This is a genomic window from Lacrimispora sp. (assembly GCF_046972725.1).
Taxonomy (GTDB): domain Bacteria; phylum Bacillota; class Clostridia; order Lachnospirales; family Lachnospiraceae; genus Lacrimispora.
On record NZ_JBKVXF010000001.1, the window covers coordinates 1,618,628 to 1,642,802 of the forward strand.

Annotated in this window: 22 protein-coding genes; 4 read left to right on the plus strand and 18 right to left on the minus strand. The window is 41.8% G+C overall.

What is annotated here, in order from left to right:
- Nucleotides 1-151 precede the first annotated feature (151 nt).
- From ACLTWA_RS07730 to ACLTWA_RS07775, 10 genes are all read right to left on the minus strand, one after another.
- Entirely contained in the window at nucleotides 152-838 is a 687-nt protein-coding gene (locus ACLTWA_RS07730; RefSeq protein WP_412327038.1) for a flavodoxin family protein, read from the minus strand.
- A gap of 55 nt (nucleotides 839-893) precedes the next feature.
- A complete protein-coding gene (locus tag ACLTWA_RS07735) occupies nucleotides 894-1,085 on the minus strand; it encodes a YwbE family protein (RefSeq protein ID WP_412327039.1) in 192 nt (63 codons plus the stop codon).
- A 42-nt stretch (nucleotides 1,086-1,127) separates the two neighbouring features.
- Nucleotides 1,128-1,613: a GNAT family N-acetyltransferase gene (locus ACLTWA_RS07740; RefSeq protein WP_412327041.1), complete on the minus strand. Its 486-nt coding sequence runs from the start codon at nucleotides 1,611-1,613 to the stop codon at nucleotides 1,128-1,130.
- Between the two features lie 132 nt (nucleotides 1,614-1,745).
- Nucleotides 1,746-3,533 (minus strand): ABC transporter ATP-binding protein, encoded by a 1,788-nt coding sequence (locus ACLTWA_RS07745; RefSeq protein ID WP_412327042.1) that lies wholly within the window; start codon nucleotides 3,531-3,533, stop codon nucleotides 1,746-1,748.
- A 10-nt stretch (nucleotides 3,534-3,543) separates the two neighbouring features.
- A complete protein-coding gene (locus ACLTWA_RS07750) occupies nucleotides 3,544-4,224 on the minus strand; it encodes a rhamnogalacturonan acetylesterase (protein ID WP_412327043.1) in 681 nt (226 codons plus the stop codon).
- On the minus strand, nucleotides 4,187-5,956 hold the full coding sequence (locus tag ACLTWA_RS07755) for a family 43 glycosylhydrolase (protein ID WP_412327044.1): 1,770 nt from the start codon (nucleotides 5,954-5,956) through the stop codon (nucleotides 4,187-4,189). The genes ACLTWA_RS07750 and ACLTWA_RS07755 overlap by 38 nt, the downstream gene beginning before the upstream one ends.
- Nucleotides 5,907-7,439: a glycoside hydrolase 43 family protein gene (locus ACLTWA_RS07760; protein ID WP_412327045.1), complete on the minus strand. Its 1,533-nt coding sequence runs from the start codon at nucleotides 7,437-7,439 to the stop codon at nucleotides 5,907-5,909. The genes ACLTWA_RS07755 and ACLTWA_RS07760 overlap by 50 nt, the downstream gene beginning before the upstream one ends.
- 75 nt (nucleotides 7,440-7,514) lie before the next feature.
- On the minus strand, nucleotides 7,515-8,351 hold the full coding sequence (locus ACLTWA_RS07765; protein WP_412327046.1) for a carbohydrate ABC transporter permease: 837 nt from the start codon (nucleotides 8,349-8,351) through the stop codon (nucleotides 7,515-7,517).
- A gap of 15 nt (nucleotides 8,352-8,366) precedes the next feature.
- Nucleotides 8,367-9,326, minus strand: a complete 960-nt coding sequence (locus ACLTWA_RS07770; RefSeq protein WP_412327048.1) for an ABC transporter permease — start codon at nucleotides 9,324-9,326, stop codon at nucleotides 8,367-8,369.
- A gap of 18 nt (nucleotides 9,327-9,344) precedes the next feature.
- Nucleotides 9,345-10,928, minus strand: coding sequence for an extracellular solute-binding protein (locus ACLTWA_RS07775; RefSeq protein WP_412327049.1), 1,584 nt, complete (start codon nucleotides 10,926-10,928; stop codon nucleotides 9,345-9,347).
- A 327-nt stretch (nucleotides 10,929-11,255) separates the two neighbouring features.
- On the opposite strand from ACLTWA_RS07775, the gene ACLTWA_RS07780 reads away from it, so the two are divergent.
- Together ACLTWA_RS07780 and ACLTWA_RS07785 are read left to right on the plus strand one after the other, a co-directional pair.
- Entirely contained in the window at nucleotides 11,256-13,505 is a 2,250-nt protein-coding gene (locus tag ACLTWA_RS07780; protein ID WP_412327050.1) for a helix-turn-helix domain-containing protein, read from the plus strand.
- Entirely contained in the window at nucleotides 13,495-14,865 is a 1,371-nt protein-coding gene (locus ACLTWA_RS07785) for a serine hydrolase domain-containing protein (protein WP_412327051.1), read from the plus strand. Before ACLTWA_RS07780 ends, ACLTWA_RS07785 begins: the two co-directional genes overlap by 11 nt.
- Nucleotides 14,866-14,915: 50 nt before the next feature.
- Here ACLTWA_RS07785 and ACLTWA_RS07790 read toward each other — a convergent pair whose 3' ends face one another.
- The 6 genes from ACLTWA_RS07790 to ACLTWA_RS07815 form a co-directional block, all read right to left on the minus strand.
- Nucleotides 14,916-15,308, minus strand: a complete 393-nt coding sequence (locus tag ACLTWA_RS07790; RefSeq protein WP_412327053.1) for a hypothetical protein — start codon at nucleotides 15,306-15,308, stop codon at nucleotides 14,916-14,918.
- Nucleotides 15,309-15,497: 189 nt separating this feature from the next.
- Nucleotides 15,498-16,487 (minus strand): helix-turn-helix domain-containing protein, encoded by a 990-nt coding sequence (locus ACLTWA_RS07795; RefSeq protein ID WP_412327054.1) that lies wholly within the window; start codon nucleotides 16,485-16,487, stop codon nucleotides 15,498-15,500.
- A gap of 294 nt (nucleotides 16,488-16,781) precedes the next feature.
- Nucleotides 16,782-18,062: a LysM peptidoglycan-binding domain-containing protein gene (locus ACLTWA_RS07800; protein ID WP_412327055.1), complete on the minus strand. Its 1,281-nt coding sequence runs from the start codon at nucleotides 18,060-18,062 to the stop codon at nucleotides 16,782-16,784.
- Nucleotides 18,063-18,167: 105 nt separating this feature from the next.
- On the minus strand, nucleotides 18,168-19,478 hold the full coding sequence (locus ACLTWA_RS07805; RefSeq protein ID WP_412327056.1) for a LysM peptidoglycan-binding domain-containing protein: 1,311 nt from the start codon (nucleotides 19,476-19,478) through the stop codon (nucleotides 18,168-18,170).
- An 81-nt stretch (nucleotides 19,479-19,559) separates the two neighbouring features.
- Complete coding sequence (locus ACLTWA_RS07810) at nucleotides 19,560-20,642, minus strand: CPBP family intramembrane glutamic endopeptidase (protein WP_412327057.1); 1,083 nt, start codon at nucleotides 20,640-20,642, stop codon at nucleotides 19,560-19,562.
- Nucleotides 20,643-20,852: 210 nt separating this feature from the next.
- Nucleotides 20,853-21,248 (minus strand): hypothetical protein, encoded by a 396-nt coding sequence (locus tag ACLTWA_RS07815; protein WP_412327058.1) that lies wholly within the window; start codon nucleotides 21,246-21,248, stop codon nucleotides 20,853-20,855.
- A gap of 274 nt (nucleotides 21,249-21,522) precedes the next feature.
- Between ACLTWA_RS07815 and ACLTWA_RS07820 the strand changes: the two genes are divergently transcribed.
- On the plus strand, nucleotides 21,523-21,819 hold the full coding sequence (locus ACLTWA_RS07820) for a hypothetical protein (RefSeq protein WP_412327059.1): 297 nt from the start codon (nucleotides 21,523-21,525) through the stop codon (nucleotides 21,817-21,819).
- A 5-nt stretch (nucleotides 21,820-21,824) separates the two neighbouring features.
- On the plus strand, nucleotides 21,825-22,022 hold the full coding sequence (locus ACLTWA_RS07825; protein WP_412327060.1) for a helix-turn-helix transcriptional regulator: 198 nt from the start codon (nucleotides 21,825-21,827) through the stop codon (nucleotides 22,020-22,022).
- 173 nt (nucleotides 22,023-22,195) lie between these two features.
- On the opposite strand, the gene rmuC is transcribed toward ACLTWA_RS07825, so the two are convergent.
- Together rmuC and ACLTWA_RS07835 are read right to left on the minus strand one after the other, a co-directional pair.
- Entirely contained in the window at nucleotides 22,196-23,764 is a 1,569-nt protein-coding gene (rmuC, locus tag ACLTWA_RS07830) for a DNA recombination protein RmuC (protein ID WP_412327061.1), read from the minus strand.
- Nucleotides 23,765-23,779: 15 nt separating this feature from the next.
- Nucleotides 23,780-24,142, minus strand: coding sequence for a hypothetical protein (locus tag ACLTWA_RS07835; protein WP_412327062.1), 363 nt, complete (start codon nucleotides 24,140-24,142; stop codon nucleotides 23,780-23,782).
- Nucleotides 24,143-24,175 lie beyond the last annotated feature (33 nt).

A 24,175-nucleotide genomic window follows, 5' to 3' on the forward strand; every position in this document is an offset into this window, starting at 1 on the left:
CTGATAATTCCCCCTCAGTTTTTCAATGTCGAAATACTACGTATGTAAGATATGATTATACACTGATTCTATTTATAAGTAAACTCTTTTTATACACTCTAATTCTTAAGATATTATGACAATCGTAAGGGCTGGTCTTTTCAATGGAAGTTTACCAGGGCCGCTTCTTCCCTGTCCACCCTTTTTCTCTCCAATAATCTGCATCGGTTTGATTCCAGCCCTTTTTCATTGTCATTCTCATTATATAAAAGAATAGCCTGGTTTTTAGCCCAGGAGTCATGTTACCATTCCTTCGATTTATTTGCTTTGCAAGGGATGAGGTTTTCTTTTCTATTTTCTTTTTTATTCTCTCGGATACGTGGTCATAGGAAACTGCCCGTACACCAACTCCATATTTGTATATTTTCCCCACTCCCCAAAAGAACATACTGTCTGCCATGTCTTTATTCGTGGATTTCATTCCCCCGCCTGCCGCAGTCGATATGCATACTGCCTGCTTTTTAAACATTACTGCCTTCGGACGGTGCACCATCCATTGGTAACCGTAATGATCTAGGAATGCTTTCATAGAACCCGTTGCATGGTAAACATAGACCGGACTTGCCAATATAAGAACATCTGCTTCATCCATTGCATTTGTAATTGGACTTAACTTCTCATAGTGAGGACATTTGAGTTCACTCCTCATAAAACAGGTATTACAGCCGGTACAAAATTCATCGAAATCTTTTGGAAGAAAAAATTCAGCCACTTCGCCTTTCATCTTTTCCGCAAGCATGTGTGCGATGTGGTACGTTGAGCCTTTATGGCTTTGACCATGTATGATTGTTATCTTCAAAGTTTTCCTCCCTATTTACTTTTTTCTCCAAAAGACATCAGAGCCTCTCAGATACTTACAATATCTCCTGAACCCTTCCCACCTGTCCATCCGTCAGCATCACTTTGATTCCATGGGGATGAAAGCTGCTGTTGGTGAGTATCTTTCCAACGATACCCTCTGTCAGTTTTCCGGTTCTCTGGTCAGCCTTACATACGATTTTTACTGCTGCACCAATTTTAACATCATTTCTGTTTTGTCCGTTCATATCTTTCCTCGTTTCTGCTTATATTTCACTAAAAATTTTATCTCAATCAAAAAGCGGCAGAACAGCTACAATTTCTTCTCCGCACATTTCTCCGTTTTCCAGAAATCCCATTGATTCATAAAGTTTTTTGGCCCCTGTATTTTCAGGTTCATAAGAAAGCCAGCAATATTTGGCCCATCCGCAGGGCTTACTTTTCAGATATTCTATGGCTGCCTGTAACGCCTTTTTCCCCAGGCCCTGTCCCTGATACGTCTTATCAATCATAAACCGCCAGATACAGTAGTTTCCAACTGCAATATCCGGTTCCTCAGCGTCACCGTCTGTATCAAATCCAAACATAACAAAACCAATGGGCGTGTCTCCGTTGTAAATACCAAATGGTAATGCAACCCGCCCCGATGTGATCGTTGTATATGCTTCTAAAATACTCCTTGTATTTGTTGCCACAAAATCCATTTGATCATGATTCACAGATAACTTAATTATTTCCCAAATATTACCGGAATCTACCTTTTTTAATTGTATCATTGATCCCCCTGTCAATTATTTCTGCCTTTTATTATCAATTTATTATAACAAACTGTTATAATAAAATACAGAACGAATTTAAACAAGGGCATACTACACCATAAGTATAGCGCCCTTGTCTTTTCGTTTCTTTTATCTCAAAGCCATCTGCAGCCGTTCCATCTCGTAAAATTCGCCTTTTAAATCCATCAGCTCCTGATAACTTCCTTCTTCCCGGATCTTTCCCTTATCCAAAACCACGATCCGGTCCGCTCCTCGGACAGTGGAAAGCCTGTGAGCAACGATAAAGGTCGTTCTTCCCCGGATCAGGCGGTCCAGAGCATCCTGAATCTCCTTTTCCGAAATCGTATCCAGAGCAGAGGTCGCTTCGTCCAGTATGATGACCCGGGGATTTCTAATAATCGCCCGTGCAATGGAGATTCTCTGCCTCTGTCCGCCGCTTAGATTGGCACCATGCTCTCCGATCATCGTATCTAAGCCTTTGGGAAGCCTGGCAATGACGGATTTTAAGTTGGCGGCTTCCACTGCATGGGAAAGTTCCTCTTCCGACACCTGTTCCATACCGTAAACAATATTTTCCCGAACCGTTCCCGTAAACAGAACCGGAGTCTGTGGAACTACGGAAATAAACCTGCGGTAACTTCTCAAATTAATATCACTCACCTCCATGCCGTCAATGGACAGTCTCCCGTCTGACGGTGTGATAAAGCCGATGATCATGTTAAGGACCGTCGTCTTCCCGGAACCGGACTCCCCTACCAAAGCAATGGTCTCTCCGGCCTTTACCTCCAAATCAAACCCATCAAGAACCTGTTCATCAGAACCTTTATAGGAAAACCCTACATTGCGAAAGGAATAACTGCCCTTTAATTCCTTCATCTCCGCCTTTCCTTCGTTGTGTTCCACATCATCGGATATGAGAACTTCTCCAATGGAAGAAACGGATTCCAGGCCCTTTGTCAGAATGGGAAGAAGGTTGATCAGAGCAGAAAACTGATTTACTACCGTAGTAAAGCTGGACTGGTAAAAGGTCACATCACCGATCTTAATCAATCCGTTTAAGGCCATAATACCGGAAAATCCCAGACAGAGCACCTGGAATACCTGGAAGATACACCAGCTGACTGCACCAAAGTGAGACTGGATCATATCCAGCCGGTATCCCTTGTCTGCCGTTTCTTCCAGCTGCTCTTTGATTTTCTCCACTTCGATTTGTTCCAGCGCATGGGCCCTTGCTACCGGAACCAGTTCTACCATCTCCATGACCTTTGCGCTGGTTTCTTCCATTTCCCGGCGGAATGCCCGGTTCTCTCTGTGGATCTTTTTCCGGAAGACCACCACGATGATGGAGGTCACCGGTGCCACCAGAAGGAAGAACAGCAGAACCGTTCTGTTTTTCACCGCTGTAATGGACAAGGTAATAACCAGATTCATCATAATGTTCATGGCATTGACAAAAAGCTGGGAGGAAAGCGTTTCCACCGCCTCCACATCCCTTATGATTTTGGACTGCAAACGCCCCGACTGGACTTCCGTATGATAAGGAATGGAAAGCTCCTGGAGCTTGCGCACCAGAGCCCCCCGAAGGCCCGCTTCCGTCTTACGGATCACCTTGCTTTTGTATTTATTATGGAGCCAGTTGGCCGGAAGATGAATCACCAGCAGTCCAAACCATATGGCGACATTTAAATATATGGTCTGTTTTCCCCCATCTCCGCCCTCTAAGGCTCCATTGATCACATTGGCAATCAGCAGGGCAGAGAAAAGGCTGGGCGCATGTTTTACTACAAAAAAGAACGTAGATATTAAAAACTTGTGGTACTGCCCTTTATAAAACCCCAAAAGTACCATGACCGAACGATTTCCGTACTTTTTATAACAGTTTACAAAGCTGCGCTCGATCTCCTCATATTTGTCCATGACTCACCCCTTAAGATACATCAAGCCCTTCGTTTTCTTTTATAAGAATCCCCTCTTCCAGAAGATCGGAATAAGGTGCACCAAGCTTTTTCAGCCCCTCACAGAGAAAACCTGCCATAAGGACTGCTCCCTCCGGTTTTAAATGGGTATTGTCTTTGGGCCACATAAAATAAGCCTTTGAAGCCAGATCACCGATGGCAGAAAGATAGTTCTCCGTAACAGCCGTCAGATCAATGACAGGAACCCGGGCCTGCTGTCCGGTTCTTTTCATTGCCTCCGGATAAGCCCCATGGCTACCGGGCAAAAAGGTTCCCTGTTCATCAAAAAGTCTTCTGGCTATAGGAGTAATCAGTAGCGGATATGCCCCTTTGGCTCTTGCCACTTCAATAAAACGCAGCAGATTTTCCGGAAATGTGGTATCCGGGTCTGTATGACGTTTGGAATCTGGTTTTTCATCGTTATGACCGAATTGAATGAAAAGAAAATCTCCTTTTTTTATTTCCTTTTCTATAAGGGCAAGAAGTCCTTCCTCTATAAAAGATTTGGTACTGCGGCCATTTTGGGCATAACTTTTCATTTCCACAGAATCTTTTAAATACCAGAGCATGGCCTGGGAAATCCCAGTCTGGGGATACGTGGATATCTTATTGAATTTAACTGTGCTGTCTCCAGCGTAATAGATTGCTGCCATTTACGTACACTCCATACATCGCACCTGTAAAGCGTTTGCCTTTTACAAGGCCTTCGGAACAGATGGAAGTCACATCCGTCCATTGCCACAGGAAGCGGTTATTTAATAAAAAGGTTCTTTTCAGTCCGTCGGTTTCCACCCGGAACGTCACCGGTCCCTGGAAAACAAAGGGCTTTTTTTCTGTTCTGACATAGGTGTTGTCGATGTATTCTGATACAAACACCTCATTCTTTGTTACACCAAACTTTATGTAAGTATTTTCATCGTAGTAAAGGGTCACTCCTGCATCTGAGGTGAATTCCTCCTTTTCTTCCTCAGGAATATCCATGACAAATTCTGCGTCAAACTGAAAATCGGGCTGGCATTTGACCAAAAGGCTTCTGCACGCTTTGTCACATAAGTCCTTGTTATCCCCCCGAATCCAGATGGTACCGTCTGCTTCTTCCCGAATCCGTTCGTTATCCCTGGTTCTTGGAGTCAGCCATACCTCACGTTCCAGGCTTCCTGTGCCGTCCTCCGGTTTTGAGGGAAATGGCAGAGGTGCCATAGAAGAAGGTCCTTTTCCCTGATGAATGACCGGCCAGCCATCGGCAGTCCATGTGATTTCGTCAAGACAGGTCTCTCTTCCAAGCATCCCCCACTTCCCGTCAAGAAAGCGGGAGCAAAGATAAACGATGAACCACCGGCCGTCGGGAGTCTGGACCGGCTTTCCATGACCGCAGCACTGGAGCACTGCCATTTCATCCTTTTGATGCAGGATGGGATTAAAAGGACATGGTTCGTAAGGCCCGAATAAGGTCCTGGAACGTGCGACTGTAATCATATGCCCCTTACCGGTTCCTCCCTCTGCAAGAAAACAGTAATAATACCCGTCCTTCTTAATAAGATGAGGGCCTTCCGGTGCATGGCCGGAATGACCGTACCAGAGAAGTGACGGCTCGGAGAGTATTTTCTTTCCATCTTCTGAAATCTCCATAATTCTGGCTCCCCGGTTGATCAGCATATACCGTTTCCCATCATCATCGGTAAAAATGGAGGGATCGATTCCAAGTACGTTATGGATCACAGGCGTCTCATAAGGCCCCTGTGGAAATAAAGAACTGGTGACCATCTGGGTCTGAATATAAGGAGCGTCATCGTTCTGCCTCAATGTGGCACAGATATAAAACCGTCCGTTATGATAACTGATATCCGGTGCCCAGAATCCTCTTCCGCCCTGCAGCTTTCCCAGGTTTTCTTCTGACCAGCCAGGGTCCGTCACCGCATATCCGATGACCTTCCAGTGAACCAGATCCTTTGAATGGGAAATGGGAATCCCCGGAAAGTAAATAAAGCTGGAGTTGACCATATAGTAATCGTCCCCTACCCGCAGGATGCTGGGGTCCGGGTGCATTCCCCTCTGTACCGGATTGCGGTAACACTCCTCTGACCCAAACCCGCAGACAGTTTTAAAATACTCCTCCACAGGTGTCCCTTTTGCCAGATCATAGGGTGTCACCATGTTCTGATTGGACCAGGTGGGATCAAGGCCGCATCGTTCCACAAGAAATGCAGCCAGGTCCCGATTCTTTCCTTTTACCGCATAATGAAGGAGGCTGTTCCCTTCCTCATCACAATCCTCAACATTGAAGGAGTGGTCAATCAAATGCTTTACCAGTGCTTCCTCTCCGTTCCCGGCTGCCTCAAAAGCGCGTTTCGCCGTTGCTTCTGTCTTCGATGTGTATAAATTCATATTCTCCGTACCCTTCTGATAAACAGTTGTTTTTGTTTGCACTCCACAGACACAGCTTTGCTCCGGTCCAGGTCGCCCTGTGAAGAGGATTGGCTCCGCCTATGGGGGTATAACGGATTCCGTCATCCGACCATGCAAACCGGTATGTTTTATTTTCAAATACTTCAAACTTTAAATAAACCGTATCGCCAATGTGCGGGCAGGCTGCGCTTAGAATCTCCTTTGCCTCGCCTTCATAGGTTTTGACAGTCACATCTCCGGTATAGAGAGAAAGCTCATGGCCCCATTCCGTCTTTTGAATGCCAAGATATGCATACTTGTGGCCGATCATACCAATGGAGGCCATATCTCCGGTTTCTTTTCCCTCAAGCCGGACCTTTACAACTACAGAAAATGCAGAATGCTGCGGAATCTGAGTCAGGGCATTTGGTGCATACCACAGGGTATTCTCTCTCGTTTTATTGGACAGGCAGAACAGCCGAAGTCCTGCATGACCCTTGATGGAATAGAAGAAATCCTGCGGATTGGCCTGCCATTGCCACTGAAGTCCCAGCTTCTCTCCATCAAATTCATCGGACTGGGGAATCTGATATTCCGGCTGTCCCTCCGCAGGAAGCCGCCACTCCCTGACCGGCTCTCCGATTCCGTCTCCGTTCTGCTCGGTGCCGATGAACGGCCAGCCGTTGTTAAAGCACATGGGCTGAAGGTGTGTGATTCTTCCAAGTTCGCCCACATCCTGAAAATGAACAAACCAGTGTCTGCCATCCACTGAGGTAACCCAGCCGCCCTGATGAGGCCCGTTGACCTCCGTGTTTCCCTGATGCATGATGATGCGGTATTCATAAGGCCCTTTTATGGAATCTGAACGCAGAACGGACTGCCAGCCCGTTGCCACGCCCCCTGAGGGCATCAGGATGTAATAATGCCCCTGATAGCTGTACAGCTTCGGCCCTTCTGTGGTCGGCCCTAATTGTTCCCCGTCAAAAATGGTCACCGGTTCCCCAAGAAGTTTTGTGCAGTCCGGCTCCATTTCCACCAGATCCAGACGATGCTTGATGCCGCTGCGGCTGTTGGCATAGGCAAATACCATGTACGCCTTTCCGTCATCATCCCAGAACGGACACGGATCGATATAGCCCAATGCCTCATGCAGGCAATGAAGCTTAAATTCACCGTAAGGGTCCTTGCCTGCGGCAACGAAAATCCCTTCATCGGGAAGCGGAACAAACACATAAAAGGTTCCCTCATGGTAACGAATGGAAGGCGCCCATGTGCCGGAGCCATGGGAAGGACGGTCATACTTTTCAAACGGAAGAGACCCCACGCAGTAATTGATGATCTCCCAGTGAACCAGATCCCTGGAATGAAGAAGCGGAACCCCCGGTAAATAGGTAAAGGAAGAAGCCACCATATAATAGTCTTCTCCCACCCGGATGACATCCGGATCAGAATAATCTGCATATAAAATTGGATTTTGGTACATTGTGTTACCCCCTGTAATGCATGATAGTAGAAAAAAAAGAGGCAGAACCTCTGCCCCTTTTTCTGCCGGAAGCCATTATTCTTTTACGGCTCCGATATTAACACCCTGGATGAAATACTTCTGGCAGAACGGATAAATGATCATAAATGGGAGGATCGCAACGATAACCGCCGCATTTTTCACCGTATTCTCCGTCGCTCCGCCGATTGCCTGAGGCAGGTCACTTCCCATTATAACAGACCTTAACTTCATTTGAAAGTTATATAGATTATCATTTGTAATATACAGTTTGTAATGGGTATAATCGTTCCAGTAGGATACTGCGTACATCAGTCCGATAGCCGTAAGTGCTGCCTTGGAAAGCGGCAGAACGATCTTAAAAAATATGCCCATAGGGGAACAGCCGTCAATTTCAGCCGATTCAAAAAGGCTGCTTGGAATCCCTTCAAAGAAGTTTCTCATAAGCACCATATTATAAACATTAATTGCCGGAAGAAGAATTACCACAAATAAGGTATTGGTTATATGTAATGATTTCATAACCAGATAAGTCGGAATCATACCGCCGCTGAATATCATGGTAAACAGCATCAGATTCGCAAACAGAGTTCTTCCTGGCATCTTCCACTGGATCAGAACGTAAGCGCCCAGTGTTGCAACGGCAAGACCGGTAAACGTTCCTACCACCGTTGTAAAGCAGGAAACCAGAAATGGCCGGTAAAGAGTCGGATTGGTAAATACGGATATATATCCTGCCATACCGAATTTTTCTGGAAACAGTTTCATGCCATAAGCAGTCTTTAAATCAAATGAATCAATCAGGACCTTATATATGGGAATAATCATGATAAGACAAATGATCAAAAATATTATTACCAGCACATAATCAAATGCGGTTACTTTCTTTTTCATGCTTTTCTCCTCCCCCTACACAATTCCTCTTCCTCTGACCTTATGACTGGCCTTGTTGCATATAAGAACAAGGAAGCAGCCTACCAGAGAGGAAGTAAGACCGACAGCAGTCGTATAGCCGTAATCAGGAAGAGCACCGGAATTAAATGTTTGTGTGTAAATATAAGTCTGCAGTACATCGGCTTTTTTAATAACTGCATCATTTTGCATTACGAATACAGACTCAAATAAGTTCATAACCTTTGCAAGGTTCAAAATAAGTACGGTAATGATGGTATTATTCAGCGCAGGCATGGTAATATACCGCAGCCTGTTCCAGCGGTTTGCCCCATCCATGGATGCCGCTTCATAAAGTTCCGGATTGATTCCGGAAAGCGTTGCGATAAATATGATGGTACCCCAGCCGGTATCCTTCCACACATTAATCGTATAGAACATGGGACGCCACCAGTTCTGATCACCCAGAAAATAAATCCCCTCATTTACAATGCCAAGTTTTACTAAAATGGAATTAATAAGACCGGCATTGGTCGGAGAAAGAATCAATGTAAATACGGAAGCTGTTACAACCCATGACATAAAATGGGGAAGATATACGATCGTCTGTGCCGCCTTTTTAAATGCTAAAGAACGGATCTCATTGAGCATAAGAGAAAGCACAACAGCCATTGCCGTATTCAACAGAAGTTTTATGATACTTAACGTAATTGTATTCCCGAATGCACTCCAGAATCCCGGCATATTCATCATCTTTTCAAAATGTGCAAGGCCTACAAATACAGGCTCTTTAATACCTTTATAAGAAAAAAAGGCATATCGGATACCCAGCATAGGCAAATAATGAAACACGATTGCAAAAATGAGCACTGGTAAAAACATCAGATAAAATCCTTTGTAATACCTGATAGAAACCAATAAAGGCCGTTTATTTTCGCCTGCAGCATTCGCTGCAGGCCCTTTCCTCTTCCTATTCATATAATAACCTTCCTGAACTTATTTCTTTGCTTCAAGTTCGTTGAGAGAATCTACAATCTGTTTGGACCAGTCTGCTCCGCCTTCTTTTTCAAACCGTGCATATGCCTCTTCAATAGATACTCCCTGTACAATAACATCTGCAACAATCGAATTCTTAAGGGTTGTCAAATCCCCGTTGTAAGTTGCCATTACCTCCGTAGAAGGAATAATGATAGCCTGCCTGGCGTTCTCATTAAACATGGTCTGGGAAGCCTTTGCTTCTTCTTTTATAGTTTCTTTGCCAGGATCGTTATCCCATTTCGCAATTGACAGCATTGGGTCAAGATGCTGTTTGGTGTACTGTGTTCCAGGCTGCTCAAGACTTTCTCTCATATGGAACACGCCTTCTTCATAGGTGTTATCAAGAATTGTCTCAGCCTTTTTCGACCAGTGAACGTCTTCGACTCCGTAGCTCCACAGTAACTGTGTATCTCCTCCATCAAGCATGGATTCAATGAAATATTTATAAACGCCTTCCGGATTCTCACAGGAGGATGTGATTGCCCATACAGGTGCCGTTCTTTCAATATACTTGCCTACTTCTTTGATCGGCTTTAATGCAACCAGCTCTCCGTCTCTTCCGTTTGCTTCCAGATTCTTCTTTAAGTTGGTTGCCCACGTACCTGCCCAGTAAGTAAACACACCGAATTTATCTTCATAAAACTTATTTCTGCAGTCCTTGGTTCCGTTTGTTAAAGTTTCCTTATCGATATACCCGGCTGCGTATGCCTCTCTGAGCCTTGTAAGAGCATCTTTAAAATTATCCTGTGTAAATCCGTCATACCATTTACCATCTTCCCCTTTCATAAAGGAAGGATTGGCATCCTGATAGAACTCTGGAAAATAGTTGGTCCATGGTTCTTCCGGTCCAACAAATCCAGCAGCTGATACACCATAGGTATCCCCGTTAATGCCATTGCCATCTGGATCACCCTCGGTGAATGCTTTTAACATATTTAAGTACTCGTCGTAAGTTTCCGGTGCCTCTAACCCTACATTATCAAGCCATTTCTTTTTCACATAGGTGATGCAGCCGTTGCCTCTGTTGACAGGAAAGCCGTAAAGTTTCCCGTCAAGTTTCATATTATCAATAACGCTTTCATCTTCCACGCGTCCTGATTTCTTTAATTCTGAATTGTTCCAGGCATCTGTCATATCCCAAAGTGCACCTTCTTCCGCATATCCCGGATAGAAACTTCCCATAAGAAGTATGGCATCCGGCCAGTTCTCCGGACCGGATGCAAACGTCTGCCCCAGTACATCAAAATATGCATCGTGATCCGGCTGAATGATCTCTAAATCAATTCCGGTCAATTCTTCCCATCTCTTTTCAAAGGCATCTCTGTCATTCTGCTTTGTGGTTACAGTGCCGTTTACCATAATCGTAATCTTTTCCGGCTTCTTCACTTCCCCGCTTGCTGTTGCTCCCCCTGCAGCGGAACCTGATTCTGTGTTTGTTTCTTCCCCGTTTGTTTTTGAACCTGATGATGAACATCCGCTCAAGGCTACAGATGCAGCCATCGTTACAGCCATTCCTGCTGCAAGCATTTTTTTAACTCTCATTTAGAACCTCCCAATATTAATATTTTGGTATACGTCCCTGACGCAATGCAATCATAGCATCCAGGAATGCTTCTGGCAACGCACAGTTTTTAATATCATTGTACATTTTTCTCTAATTTACATTTTAAAATCATATTTTATTATGCATAATTTACATCACTTTTTCATCAAACAGCGGACATCCATTAAATATATATGAAAAAAACCGCATTTTATATACGTACATTATTTACTATCCGTATACAGTTTTTAAATATTTGGCAATTTCATTGATTTTATGGCAATTCCATACTATAATTTGGTTATATGAACTAAGGAATGGTGCCTATGAAAAAGAATACTAAACAAAATCACGATATTCCATTTAAAAATCAGCTGATCCTTTCCTACACCATCATTCTGGCAATTATCCTGATCATCGGAGTGATGCTGTATTACATATCCTATGCGCAGGTGAAAAGTGGAATCAATCAGCAGAACCGCCTTTCCATGTCAGCCTCTGTCACACAGCTTGACAGCACCATGGAACTGATCAATGCCTCAGCAAAGCAGATTTCATCCAAACAGTCATTCAACAATCTATCTCAATTATCCGGGGCTGAAAGCAATGATTTCTATTATTTGGGCTATCAGACCCAGCTCAGTTTAAAATCGGTTACTCCATTGGAGGTGCTGCTTCCTGTCAGCAACTCTTTTATTTTCATGGAAAAGTCCGGGTACGTGGTCTCTTCCACCATGTTTTTAAACTTTGACTTTTTTGCCGCAAACAACACAAAATACCACCTGGAACCAAACGCCTTCTCCAAAGCGCTGCTGAGTGACAACTATTGGAACCGTTTTACTCCACTGACGGATTTTGAAGGAAATTCCAAAAACTTTCTCTATGTCTACCCGTTGTTCAACCCCATACGTTCTGCAAGCAAACCTACGAATGTACTGTGCTATTTATTTGACTATGATCTGGTAACGGAGTATTTTTCCGGAATCAATTTATATGGTGACGGGTATCTGACCGCTTATAATAAGAACGGAGAGCAGATGTTCTTTTTTTCTGACGGAGCACAATCAGACGCTTACGATGTCTTAAAGAATCTGGATTACAAAAATCAGATCGCCCAAATGATCTCAAAAGCGACTCACCAGGAGATGTTGGTTACTTCTGTCTCTTCTTCTTATAATAACTGGACCTACTATCTGGTACAGCCGGAGGATAAGGCTTACTACTCCATTACACCCTACCAGCGTTTTTTTACAATCATCACCATCGCTTCCTTTATGGCGGGAGGAGTCTTAGTCATTATCTTTTCCTCATTTGGCAGCCGGCATCTTGCACAGCTTTACAATGAACTGGTATTAAAGGAATCCGTGGCATCTTCCCTTAACCTTCTTGTGGAAAAGCAGAAGCCCATGGTCCTGGAATCCTATATGAGAAGAATCATGGAGGGAAGCATTACGACCAATGAAGAGAAGGAATATATAAGCAATGAACTTGGATTAGAAAAACCAGGGATCAAATACCATGTCCTCTATACCGAGGTGTCTCCTTCCGAGGACTCCAACATCAATTCCCATGACATGGAACTGCTGATTCAGAATTATGACATGCTGGTGAGGGAAGCCCTTTGCCGTTATTTTCCGGATACCGGATACATTTACAAGCCTTCTGACCGGATTTTTGCCACATTGATCGCTTCTGACCAGATAACCGTTCCCTATCAGACCATGATTGCAGAAGACATCAAGACCTTTACTGCCTTGCACCAGGAGCTTCTGGAAAAATACGGAATCTGGATCAGCGGAGGATTCGGTGACCGGAACGGTATGATTTCCTACACCTGGAAATCCTATCAGCAGGCCAAGGAAGCAAAATCCATCACCACGATGGAAAAGTATGTTTTAAGCTGTGATGTAAACCACTCCAAGGATGTTTATTACTATCCGGAAAGCCTTTCTGTCCAGCTCAGCGGATTTATTTCCAGCGGGAACAAGGATCAGGTCCGGGAACTGTTTAAGCTGATCAAGAATGAGAACACGAAAAAGAAAAACCTTTCCTACACCCAGCGAAGCTGGCTTGTTTCCGATGTCCGCGCCACAGTATTCAAAAAGCGCCATAACCTTTTAACAGAAGGAATGACGCCGGAAAAATTAAAGATTCTGGATATGATCGACAAGCAGTTTGAAGGGGAAATGAGTTTAAATATCCTGGAATCCATCGCCCTGGAATTATGCGATGTCTGCGGCTCTGAAGGCAATGAGCTGATTTTAAAGATTCAGGAGTACATCAACACCAATTACCACGACCCGGATTTGTGCCTGACAAAGATTTCCGATGAATTCGGTATCTCGGAAAACTATTTCAGCTATCTGTTTAAAAAGGAAGTGTCGGAAAACTTTTCCAGCTATCTGGAACGGCTTCGTATGGCTAAAGCAAAGGAAATTATTTTAGAGACAAAGGAAAGCCTTTCCACCCTGTATCAATATCTTGGCTATAACAATGCCGCCTCTTTCCGGCGCGCCTTTAAAAAGAATTTTGGAGTATCACCAAAAGAAATGAGGGATAAAGTCAATGCAAAATGAAAAGGAACAGCTTATGGGGAATTTATCCGAAGCTCTTTGGCTCCGGCTTTTAAAAAGCGGTCTTCCAATTCACAGCTTTCTTATGGACTGGAACGGCATCACAATCAAGGAGGCTTATGAGGCACCGTATGGTAAATCCGATTTGCACCGCATGTTCTCCATCACAAAAAGTTTCTGCTCCATTGCCATAGGATTTCTCTGTGCGGAGAAAGCAGTCACTCTTGAAGACCGTATCGTGGATTATTTCCCGGAATACTGCTCTGACCGGACCCATCCCTGGTTAAAGGAAATGACAATACGCCATATGCTGTCCATGGAGACCTGCCACACCTCCACCACGTATAAGATCCATTCCCATAAAAACTGGGTGGAAAGTTTCTTTATCACACCGCCCTCTCACAGAAGCGGACAGATCTTTCTTTATGATACTTCCTCCAGCCATACATTAGCTGCTTTGGTAAAAAAGCTGACAGGAAAAGGGGTGCTGGATTATCTAAGAGAAAAATGTCTGGACCAGATCGGTTTTTCCAGGGAAGCCTATATAATCAAAGATCCTTTTGGTTCTGAGATGGGAGGCTCCGGCCTTATGGCACTGCCTTCCGATCTTTTGAAGATTGGACGCTACTGCATGGATACAGTCCTTTATGGTCAGGGAATCTTTGCCGAATATTTGAGAGAAGCGGTCACTTTTCAGGTTCCTACGGTCCACTTTGGACAGACCTTTGAAGAACAGCAGGGCTACGGATACCAGTTCTGGCAGATTCAAAAAGGCTTTGCCATGTATGGCATGGGGGGACAGTATGTACTCTTCTATCCGGAACAAAATCTGGTCTTTGCGGTGACAGCAGATACCCAGAATATCAAGGGCGGAAACCAGCTCCTGCTGGATATGATCCGGGAGGCAGTGGAAGCCTCATGCCCGGATGAGGAGGCTTTTAAAGACCAGCCGGAAATAAAAGCAGCGTTCAGTCATCCGGACTCCTGGAAGGAATCTTACTGCCTTGCTGACAATTCCAGCGGTTTTCAGAAGCTCTCCCTTTCCTTTGACCAGTCTGAGGGAATGCTGACCCTTTCCGGTCGGGAAAAACGCTTTACCATACAGTTTTCCTTTGAAGAACTAAAAGTCAGTATCTTTCAGGGCTGCGGGGAACGGATTGCAGCAAAGGCCCTGTGGGCCGGTCCCAGCACCCTTTACCTTCCGGTACAGTTAGCCGGGGAATGTGTTGGATCCATTCATATGATGCTGCGGTTGTCTGAGGAGAGAATCACCGTTTGGATGAAAAAAATCGAAGAGACCTGTTTTACTGAATTCCAGGGCTTTTTTGAAGGGGAAAGGGAAACCAGGTCCGCCAAACGGTGACAGTTGGCGGGCCTGGTTTTTATATTGAATACATTACTTTGATTGTTTTTTTATCTGGCTGCCGCATTTGAAGTATGCAAAACTCCCCCTTCAATGACAAACAAGCCACGTTTACTTCTCATTACAGAATAATATTCCTGCTCGCCATAAGGTAAGCCGTATACGATCTGTACGGTCTTCCAATGATTCCTGTAAATATTTCCGACCTTTTTGATTTCCGGTATCTCATAGGTCCGGCTCACTTCTACCATATTTTTATTACCAACCATGTCTACATAATTGTACCTGGTCACTGTAACGGATAAAAGAAATCCCAGGAGCAAAAATCCGGACAGCCCTGTAAACATGACCCAGTCTTTGCCTAAAAAGAATATAACGAATAACAGAATCATAACGGTTATGTATATAATTCCATAAACGGTAATACCTACGATGTTTGTCATATCTCCCCCCTATATTCCATTTGTCTTTGTACGTAATAAAACTAATTGAATATAAATAATCTTAACCTTTCCCCCCTTTTCTCTTCTTAAAATCATACCATAAATCTTCTAAAACCAACAGATATATTGTAATACACCAAGAAAAAAGTCCCGGAGCTTTATAAACTTTCCAGGACTTTTTGCTGAATATTATGATTGGTTTGCTTTTGATGCAATTACAAACGTCCGCACCGCCGCATACATGATACCTGCACTGGGCCAGATGATCCATGTCATGTGCCAGTTATCCGTATAAAAGCTGATTCCAAGGTATATGGCAGTTATGATGCACCAGTAAATTACGCTCACATGCTCTGTCTTTTTCCGTTCCAGCTTCTTCTGTACCGTATAGTCTCCTTCCTGGAGCAGCATCTGAAGGCAGTCCTTTCTTTCACCTGCCAATACAAACAAATACACCGCAGCCGCTATGATAATTAAAATAAAATCCACACACAGCGTAATAATAAAATCGGAACTTTCAAATGCGATTGCAAACATCATAGGCACTGCACAGATGATACACAGAAATACACCTATCATTGTATATTTTCTGTTTGAATCTGTATACTTAGACAGCCTTTCTCTTACAATTCCTTCTACTCCGGCCTCCAGATGAAAATTTTCCTTCTGTAAAAATTCATAAGATTCCATCTTCATTCCATTGACCACTAAAAACATGGTGGAGATACCAACCATAATCAGAACAAAAACAATTCCAAGTCCGCTTGCCATATCATCACTGATCACAGGCTGCTTAAATTCTGATAAACCGGTGAGGATAAGCAGCACTACCGGAGAAAGGATATAGCCGGAGATCGCTGCTGCAACTTTTGGCGCTGCATTTATTTTCGCCTCCATATAATTCTCTGCTTCCTCACGTCCGATTCTTTTCAGCCCGTCACCGTTATATAAATCCAAAGTCTCAAATCCTGGTTCTGCTTCTATTTCTTCCTTTAAAAGATAATCCGTACTGACACCAAATAGTTCACTGAGTGTTAAAATCCGTTCCAGGTCAGGAACGGAAGCTCCTGATTCCCACTTTGATACAGACTGTCTGGACACGCCTGACTGATAGGCAAGCTCCTCCTGAGACCAACCCTTTTTCTTTCGCAATAAAGCTATTTTTTCTGCTAAAATCACAATGTACCATCCTCTCCAAATGAATTGTGCCATCTGCTTACTGATTCGGTATTCTGTTGAAATGGCTGTCTGTATCATAGGATTTTTTCCGGTTGACAACCACCAATTGCGCTGTATAATGTGTCAACTGGCAGTTGCATCAATGAATTCCCAATTCCCCGCTTCCGGTAAATGGGATGAAAAACCCCTGTACAATGATATTAATTATACAGGGGCATAACCTTTTATTCAATAATTGAAAATTTTATTATCAAAATGCGTGTTCAATATTACTTTCCTGATTTTTTTATCTGTTTAAAGCTTTTCTATGTAATATTGTGTATTAATAATCAGCCACATCTGGGCATCAAATCTCATAATGGTCCAGATGGATAAGCCCTGGAGATCATATTCAGATACCAGGCTGGCTCGTGCAACATAGCTTCTTGCATCTTTGAACCAGACTACATGCATAACCCCATCAATGTCTGTATAATAGAAATAAGGGGATTGGGCCGGTTCATTATATTGGATTGGTATTCCGTTTTCTGCTGCAAGCCTTATGGCATTGTCATTGGATATTGCAGTAGCTCCCGTGGCACCGGGAATATAGGGAAGGGTCCAGTCATACCCCAAAGTGACAACTCCCAGAAAGATTAATTGAGAAGGAATAATACTGACGGTATAATTTAACAGTTCCCTCAGCAGATTCACCGGAAAAATCGAATTTGGATAACTGAAAGTCCTGGCCCAATCATAGGAGGCAAATATGATTCCTTCTACATATTGTGACAATCTTGTATAGTCCACTTTTTCAAAGTTGGTGCCAGGTCCCTCAATATTCACCGAAGGGGTTATGGTAATCACAAATCTAAACCCCTCTGAATGAAATACCTCAGAGGCTTTTTTTATATAATCTGATATTCCGTCTATGTTGTCATAGGTAATGTCTTCCACATACAGGTTGATTCCATAATACCCTTTTTCCTTCAGGATCTGAAGTGCGGTGTCAATAATCCGGTCCTGCAGCGACAGATTATTTAAAATCTTATTGTTTGCATCAAGATTAACCATTCCATATTCTGTAATGGTGGAGACAAACATCATTGGGGCAACACCGTAAGATACCGCCAGCTGAATCAGCTCCGTATCATCACCTGTGGCGATGATCTCTCCCTCCCCCGTCGCTCTATAATTGAATATGGTCAGATAAGTTAAAAATGGAAGGGTTTTTATTAAAACGGATTTATCTATGTATGAAAATGTATAACCACTGGTGGCTATGGTCATGGTTCGATCGGTTTGATAACTTATGACTATGGTTTCCCCTGGATACAATGCTCCATCGGATAGATGAGGATTATTCCTTAAGATTTCCATGGGAGTAATGCTGTACTGCTCTGCAATGCTGTCCAGAGTATCGCCGCTACGGACGGTGTAGAGCGTTTCCGGCTGGACAATTACAACGGTCTGGCCAATTGCCAGGTTATCAGGGTTAATGATTCCGTTTTCCATTATTAACCGGTCAACAGGGATTTTATAATACTCTGATATGGAATCAATGGTTTCACCAGGCTGAACAATGTGTATGGTCATGATTTCCCTCAAACAACCTTATTAATTCTATTATATGCAAACCTTGCAGGTTCATATCTAATATATCAATAATTGCATGTTTTCACCGCTTACGAATTTAAGAAATCATACATACACACTTGACTGACCGGTCACACCCACAAGCCGTTCGATGAAATACTCTGTATTGATTACAAACCACATCTGGGCATCAAATCTCATAATGGTCCAAAAAGATAAACCAATGAAATCATATTCTGCCACAAGACTTGCCCGTGCATCATAGCTTCTTGCATCTTTTGTCCACACAATATGGGGATTTCCGTCACTATCTGTATAGTAGATATAGGCTGACTCTGCTTCTTCGTTATATTGGATCGCGATACCATTATCCGCTGCAATCTGCACTGCTTCATTATAGGATATTACTGTTGCCTGTGTCGCACCTGGAATATAAGGAAGGAGCCAATCATAACCGGAAGTCGTAATCCCCAAATAATTTTTTTCCGGGGGAAAGGTCCTGACCATGTAATCCAGCAGATCTCTTAAAATATTTACGGGATAAATTGCACTTGGATAGCTGTATGTCCTTGCCCAATCATAGGAAGCAAATATGACCCCATCGACAAATTCAGACAGACTGGAATAGTCTATTTGTTCAAACCCACCGCTATATACCCCAAAATTTGGTGTTATGGTAATCATGACTGTGTAACCTTCCAACCGAAACAGCGCAGTGGCTCTTTGCATATATTCTGCGATGCTGGCGATGTTGTCATAAGTAATATTTTCTATATATATATTGATTGCCGAAAAGCCTTTGGTTCTCATTATATCCAGGATGTTACCCATAAGCTGGTCCTGTACCGACGGATTATTTAAAATATTGCTGGCCACTTCGCGGCTGATTATTCCTTCTTCGGATATGGTGGAAATAAGCATCATGGGTACAGCACCATAAGCTCTTGCCAGCTGAATCAGTTCCGTATCGTCACCAATGGAGATAATCTCTCCTCCATCTGTGGCTCTGTAATTGAATATACACAGATAAGTTAAAAATGGAAGTGATTTTATTAGAACGGACCGATCGATATAAGGGAAGGTATAACCAATGGTAGCAATTGTTTTTGTTTTAACCGTCTGATATCTTATGACTATGGTTTCTCCGTCATCCATATATTCTGTATCGGAAAGGAATGGATTATTTCTCAGTAATTCCATAGGAGAAACCCGAAACTGCAGCGCTATGCTATCCAACGTATCGCCAGGCTGAATGGTATAGAGTAAATCCGGCTGAACGATTACAATCGTTTGGCCTGTTGCTAAATTGTCAGGATTCGTTATCCCATTTTCCAATATTAATCTATCAATTGGGACATTATAGTATTCAGATATGGAATCAATGGTTTCGCCAGGCTGAACAACATGTATGATCATGGCTTCCCTCAAGATATCTTATTAATTTCATTATATGCCTATACTATCTGTTCATAACAAGATATCTTAAGCAATTACATCTTATTCTACAGACGCCTGCTCTTGCGGGGCCTCTTCCAACTTCTTTATTTGACGGGCAACCCGTTCATTCATGGTAGGAAGCCGCTTGCTGTTATCGCGATAATAGCTTGTAAAAATGACGCCTGCAAACAACAGGGTATTAATAACCAGCAATGCAATCACACCGTTCCAGGTCACATCCTGATTCTGAAGAACCTCCGCCGTATAATTTCCCGTAATAACCGGAACCAGATTATTGTTGGCAAAATGCAGAATAACTACGGTCCAGATATTGTCGGTTTTTAAATAAGCCCATCCATAAAAAATACCCAATGTGATGCACGTTACTAATTGTCCGGCCAGGCTTATGAACCCTGCGGCCGGAGAAGAGTAATAAAAGAAGTTAATCGGTAAATGCCACAAGCCCCAAACAATACCCAGAATCAAAATACCGCTTACCATTCCAAACTTCTTTTGCAGTACGGGCTGAAAATAGTACCTCCAACCATACTCTTCACCTAAAAACGCAGTAAATACCAGAAAATAGTTAATAGGCAAACTTACTAACATGATCCAGGAAACAGGATTTCGCAGAATTTCAATCAGATCCCGGGTCTGCCCTTCCAGGACATACAGGATAGCGGTTCTTCCAAAATAAAGAATCAGATACAGCAGGACAATGAACGCAGATGATTTCCAGCGTCCGCTTTTCAAGCCATAGGCCATGCGCTTTTCTTTCTTTTCAGTCAGCAGCAAAATCCAGGCGATTACAGAACCACCGATCATTAAATACTGCGAAATCGCATTCCAGCTTATTTCGGGCACAACAATGCTTGCGATGGTACAAGCCACCAGCAGTAAGGTAAGGATTAAAAAGCCAGTAAAAAAACGCTTAGGAAGCAGAGGATCGTCTTTTCGCGTCATAAAAGCTGCCAGTATTGCTCCCGAAGCCGGGTAGAACATCTGGGCAGATGGAAATACAGTTACATCAAGTCCCTGATTATAGCCAATCCCCATGAGTATTCCCAGTATATACGGCAAAACAAAAGCTACGCTCAGAAAAATAAGCATTTGTGGTTTTTCAAGATTGTTTTGATGTTCCATTTTGTTCTCCTCTATTCTATATGATGTGTATGAATGGATTAAAATAATGCTTCTGTATTTCTGTAGACAGTTTTATTTTATGGAAGTAACACAATGTATTTTGGTATTTGTTCATTTTTTATCTTGTGATTCATTGCTATACTGGGAAACTTGCTTATTATTCTGTCCAATTTAGCTTTTTTTCATGAATTTTTCTTTAATCCCTTTTTATTAAGCGTTAATATCATTAGAAAATATCCAGCCCCATGCAATAAAAGCAATCCAGTTAATTGAAACAAAAGGAATGATTCCAATTGTAATATATCCTAATAGTTTTAAAACAAGGAGAATCACGTAAATTAATAACAATAAAAGATCTATCCATTTATAAATCCTTTTTATTGATTTAGATGCTTTAATGCAAAAAGATTTTACAAATATTGTTATAAGACAAGAGGAGATAGAAAAATAAAAAAAAGGAATTGCAACAAAGCCATATAATGTGTCAAAAATCAAATTAATATTTCTATAATAAAGTACTGTCTCATAATACCTCATAAATAATAGACAACTTATCGATCCTAATGCGAATATTGTTTCACTGTTAATTTTATAATTTTTCAACATTCCGTGATCTCCTTAATAATTTTTTTGAAATATAGATATATTTTATTAGTATATTCCTTCTTGATTTCCATTACAACTTAAGTTCCAATCTTATATACGTTGAGTTACAATATTTACAACTTTCCTGTAACTAACTTTTTACAATAAGAAATATGGAATTACTCAGATTCCCCTAAAATCTACCAATATTAAAATGTAAAAAACTATTGACATTTTTTTATTTGAGCAGTATGCTGGAAATGTAAAAAATATTTGACATTTTGGAGGTCTAATTATGAGAAAGATGGATGAAATGGAATGGAGTATAAACCTGAAAGGAATTAAATGGAGTTATTTATTCCTGATAGTCTCTCTCTTTATATGGGGAGTATTTAACTTTATTAAAACTCAGGAAATGTCATTGCCATTGATTTTAGTCATACTACAATTTCTGGTTTATTTCTTTGTTACAAGCATTGCTAAGTCAAATGTAGATGATGATAGTGGCAAAAAACAAATATTTATTTCTTTGGGCGTTATATTCTTGCTACTTGTATTTGGTGGGATTTTGTATTTTACTGTTGGACGATAAAAATTATGAAGAATAATATTAGAGAACTGCGCAAAGGGAAAAAATATAGGCAGGAAGATTTAGCCACAGCATTAGGGGTCACACGACAGACAATCAATGCGATTGAAAATGACAAATATGACCCCACTCTGCTATTAGCTTTTAAGCTGGCAAACATACTGGAAACAACCGTGGACGGTCTTTTTGAACCTGACCCGTTATAAATAAGTTTTTGTGTAAATGAAATAATCAATCAAGGTTTTGTTAATGATCTTGTTGCAACATTATTTGGACAATGCTAAGGAACGACTTTACGCTTGCTGCGGCTTATACGATGAACGGTAGATGAGAAGAAATCTGCAAAGCAGATCCTGTTCTGGCTGTATGCCATTTGATTTTATTCGTCCAGATCTGGAACACTATTTAAAAGTTCTTCCGATTCTTCAATTGTCGGAAGTTCAGACACACCTCTAAGCTTACTGTTTATTTTCCTTGTTCTAACTCCAATTAATTTATCAAGTTCCTCCCCTGTTTGCTCTATTCTTTTCTGTGCAGTTGCAAGTACAGTTTCAAATCGGGAAAATTCAGTTTTAACAGCACCAAGTACATTCCACACTTCGCTAGATCTCTTCTGAATAGCAAGAGTTTTAAATCCCATTTGTAAGCTATTTAATAGTGCAGCAAAGGTTGTCGGCCCCGCTATATTCACACGGTACTGCCTCTGTAACGTATCTATAAGTCCTTTTCGTACTACTTCCGCATATAAACCTTCAAATGGTAAGAACATAATTGCAAAGTCAGTAGTATATGGTGGATCTATGTATTTATCATGAATATCCTTTGCACAACCTTTAATTCTCATTTCAAGAGCAGCTTGTGCAACTGCAATAGAATCATTATCCCCTGATTCATAGGCATCAACTAACTGGCTGTAAGTGTCCCCAGGAAATTTGGCATCAATCGGCAAATAAACACACTCACCTTCTTCTCCACCCGGAAGTTTGATTGCATATTCAACACGATTCGTTGACCCTTTTTTAGTAGCGACGTTCTCATCATATTGCTCTTTTGTCAATATCTCCTCAATGATAGCTCCTAATTGATATTCACCAACAATCCCTCTTGTCTTAACATTGGATAAAACCTTTTTCAGATCGCCAACCCCGGTAGCAAGCGTTTTCATTTCACCAAGTCCGGTATATACCTCTTGAAGTCTATCATTCACCATTTTAAATGATTGTGTAATCCGCTCATCAAGCGTTTTCTGTAATTTTTCATCTACTGTTTCTCTCATTTTTTCTAGCTGCTGATTATTATCAGTACGTAAAGACTCTAATCGTTCCTGTACAGTATTTCTAATACTATCTATGGATTCTTTGTTTTGAACAGTAAACGTTTTGAATTGTTCATCTACAGATTTCAGTCTGTCAGAAACAGAGGTTTCCAAACTTGTCTGTGCCTCTTTTAACATTTGAGATATTTCGCTCAGTCGTTTATCCTGCATTTCAAATTGCTTATTTTGTGCAGTTGCAAGCATTGTTGTTGTTTCTTTCACATTATTTTGAAGTCCAGTAATACTCTCCGACTGACTGACCTGAAAAGATGATAACTTTTCAACAATATCTACCTTCATTACATTTTGATTTTTTGAGATACTATCTGTCAGTTCTTTCAGTCGTATATCCTGTCTATCGGTAGATTGGTTTTGAACCAACATAAAGGAATCTGCAAAACTTTTCATTGTATTTTGGACATTTGTACCCATCTCAGTTCTCGAAGATCGAATTTCATTTATAATTTCGCTTTTTATAGAGCCTGCAAGCATCGTCTGCTGATTAATAAACTCCCTTAGTAATTCCCGCTTAATTTTTTCAATGTCGGCAGCTGTTGATTTTCGTATAGTTAAAACAATGTTAATAATACCTGCGATCAGTATTGCGATGCATAGAATGATCAGTGTAGCCATACTACTATTCCCCCTTTATTTTATATATTCAATTAATTTTCCCCAATCATTACATTCCCTGATTTCATTTAAACACTTCGCAAAAACATCATGCTTTTCTTGATCATTAAGTCCAGGAAAATATTCATCAAAGAAACCGTTCCCTGGAAAAGCAGAGCCTTTTGTGCATACGATTGCTGTTAAATATGGTAGACCAAGTTCCTTACAGGCATCAGCTATAACATATAAATATCTTCCTAAATTACGATGGTATATGGCGTTATCAGTTAGCTTTGAAACATCTCCATAAGTAATAATTAAATTATCTTTATTTTCAGCTACATGATGGATCAAAACTTCAGCTACCACCTTTGTCTTTGGATTATTTAAAAGTGACATGGTATCCCCCCCCCTTGTATTCTTTTAAATAAT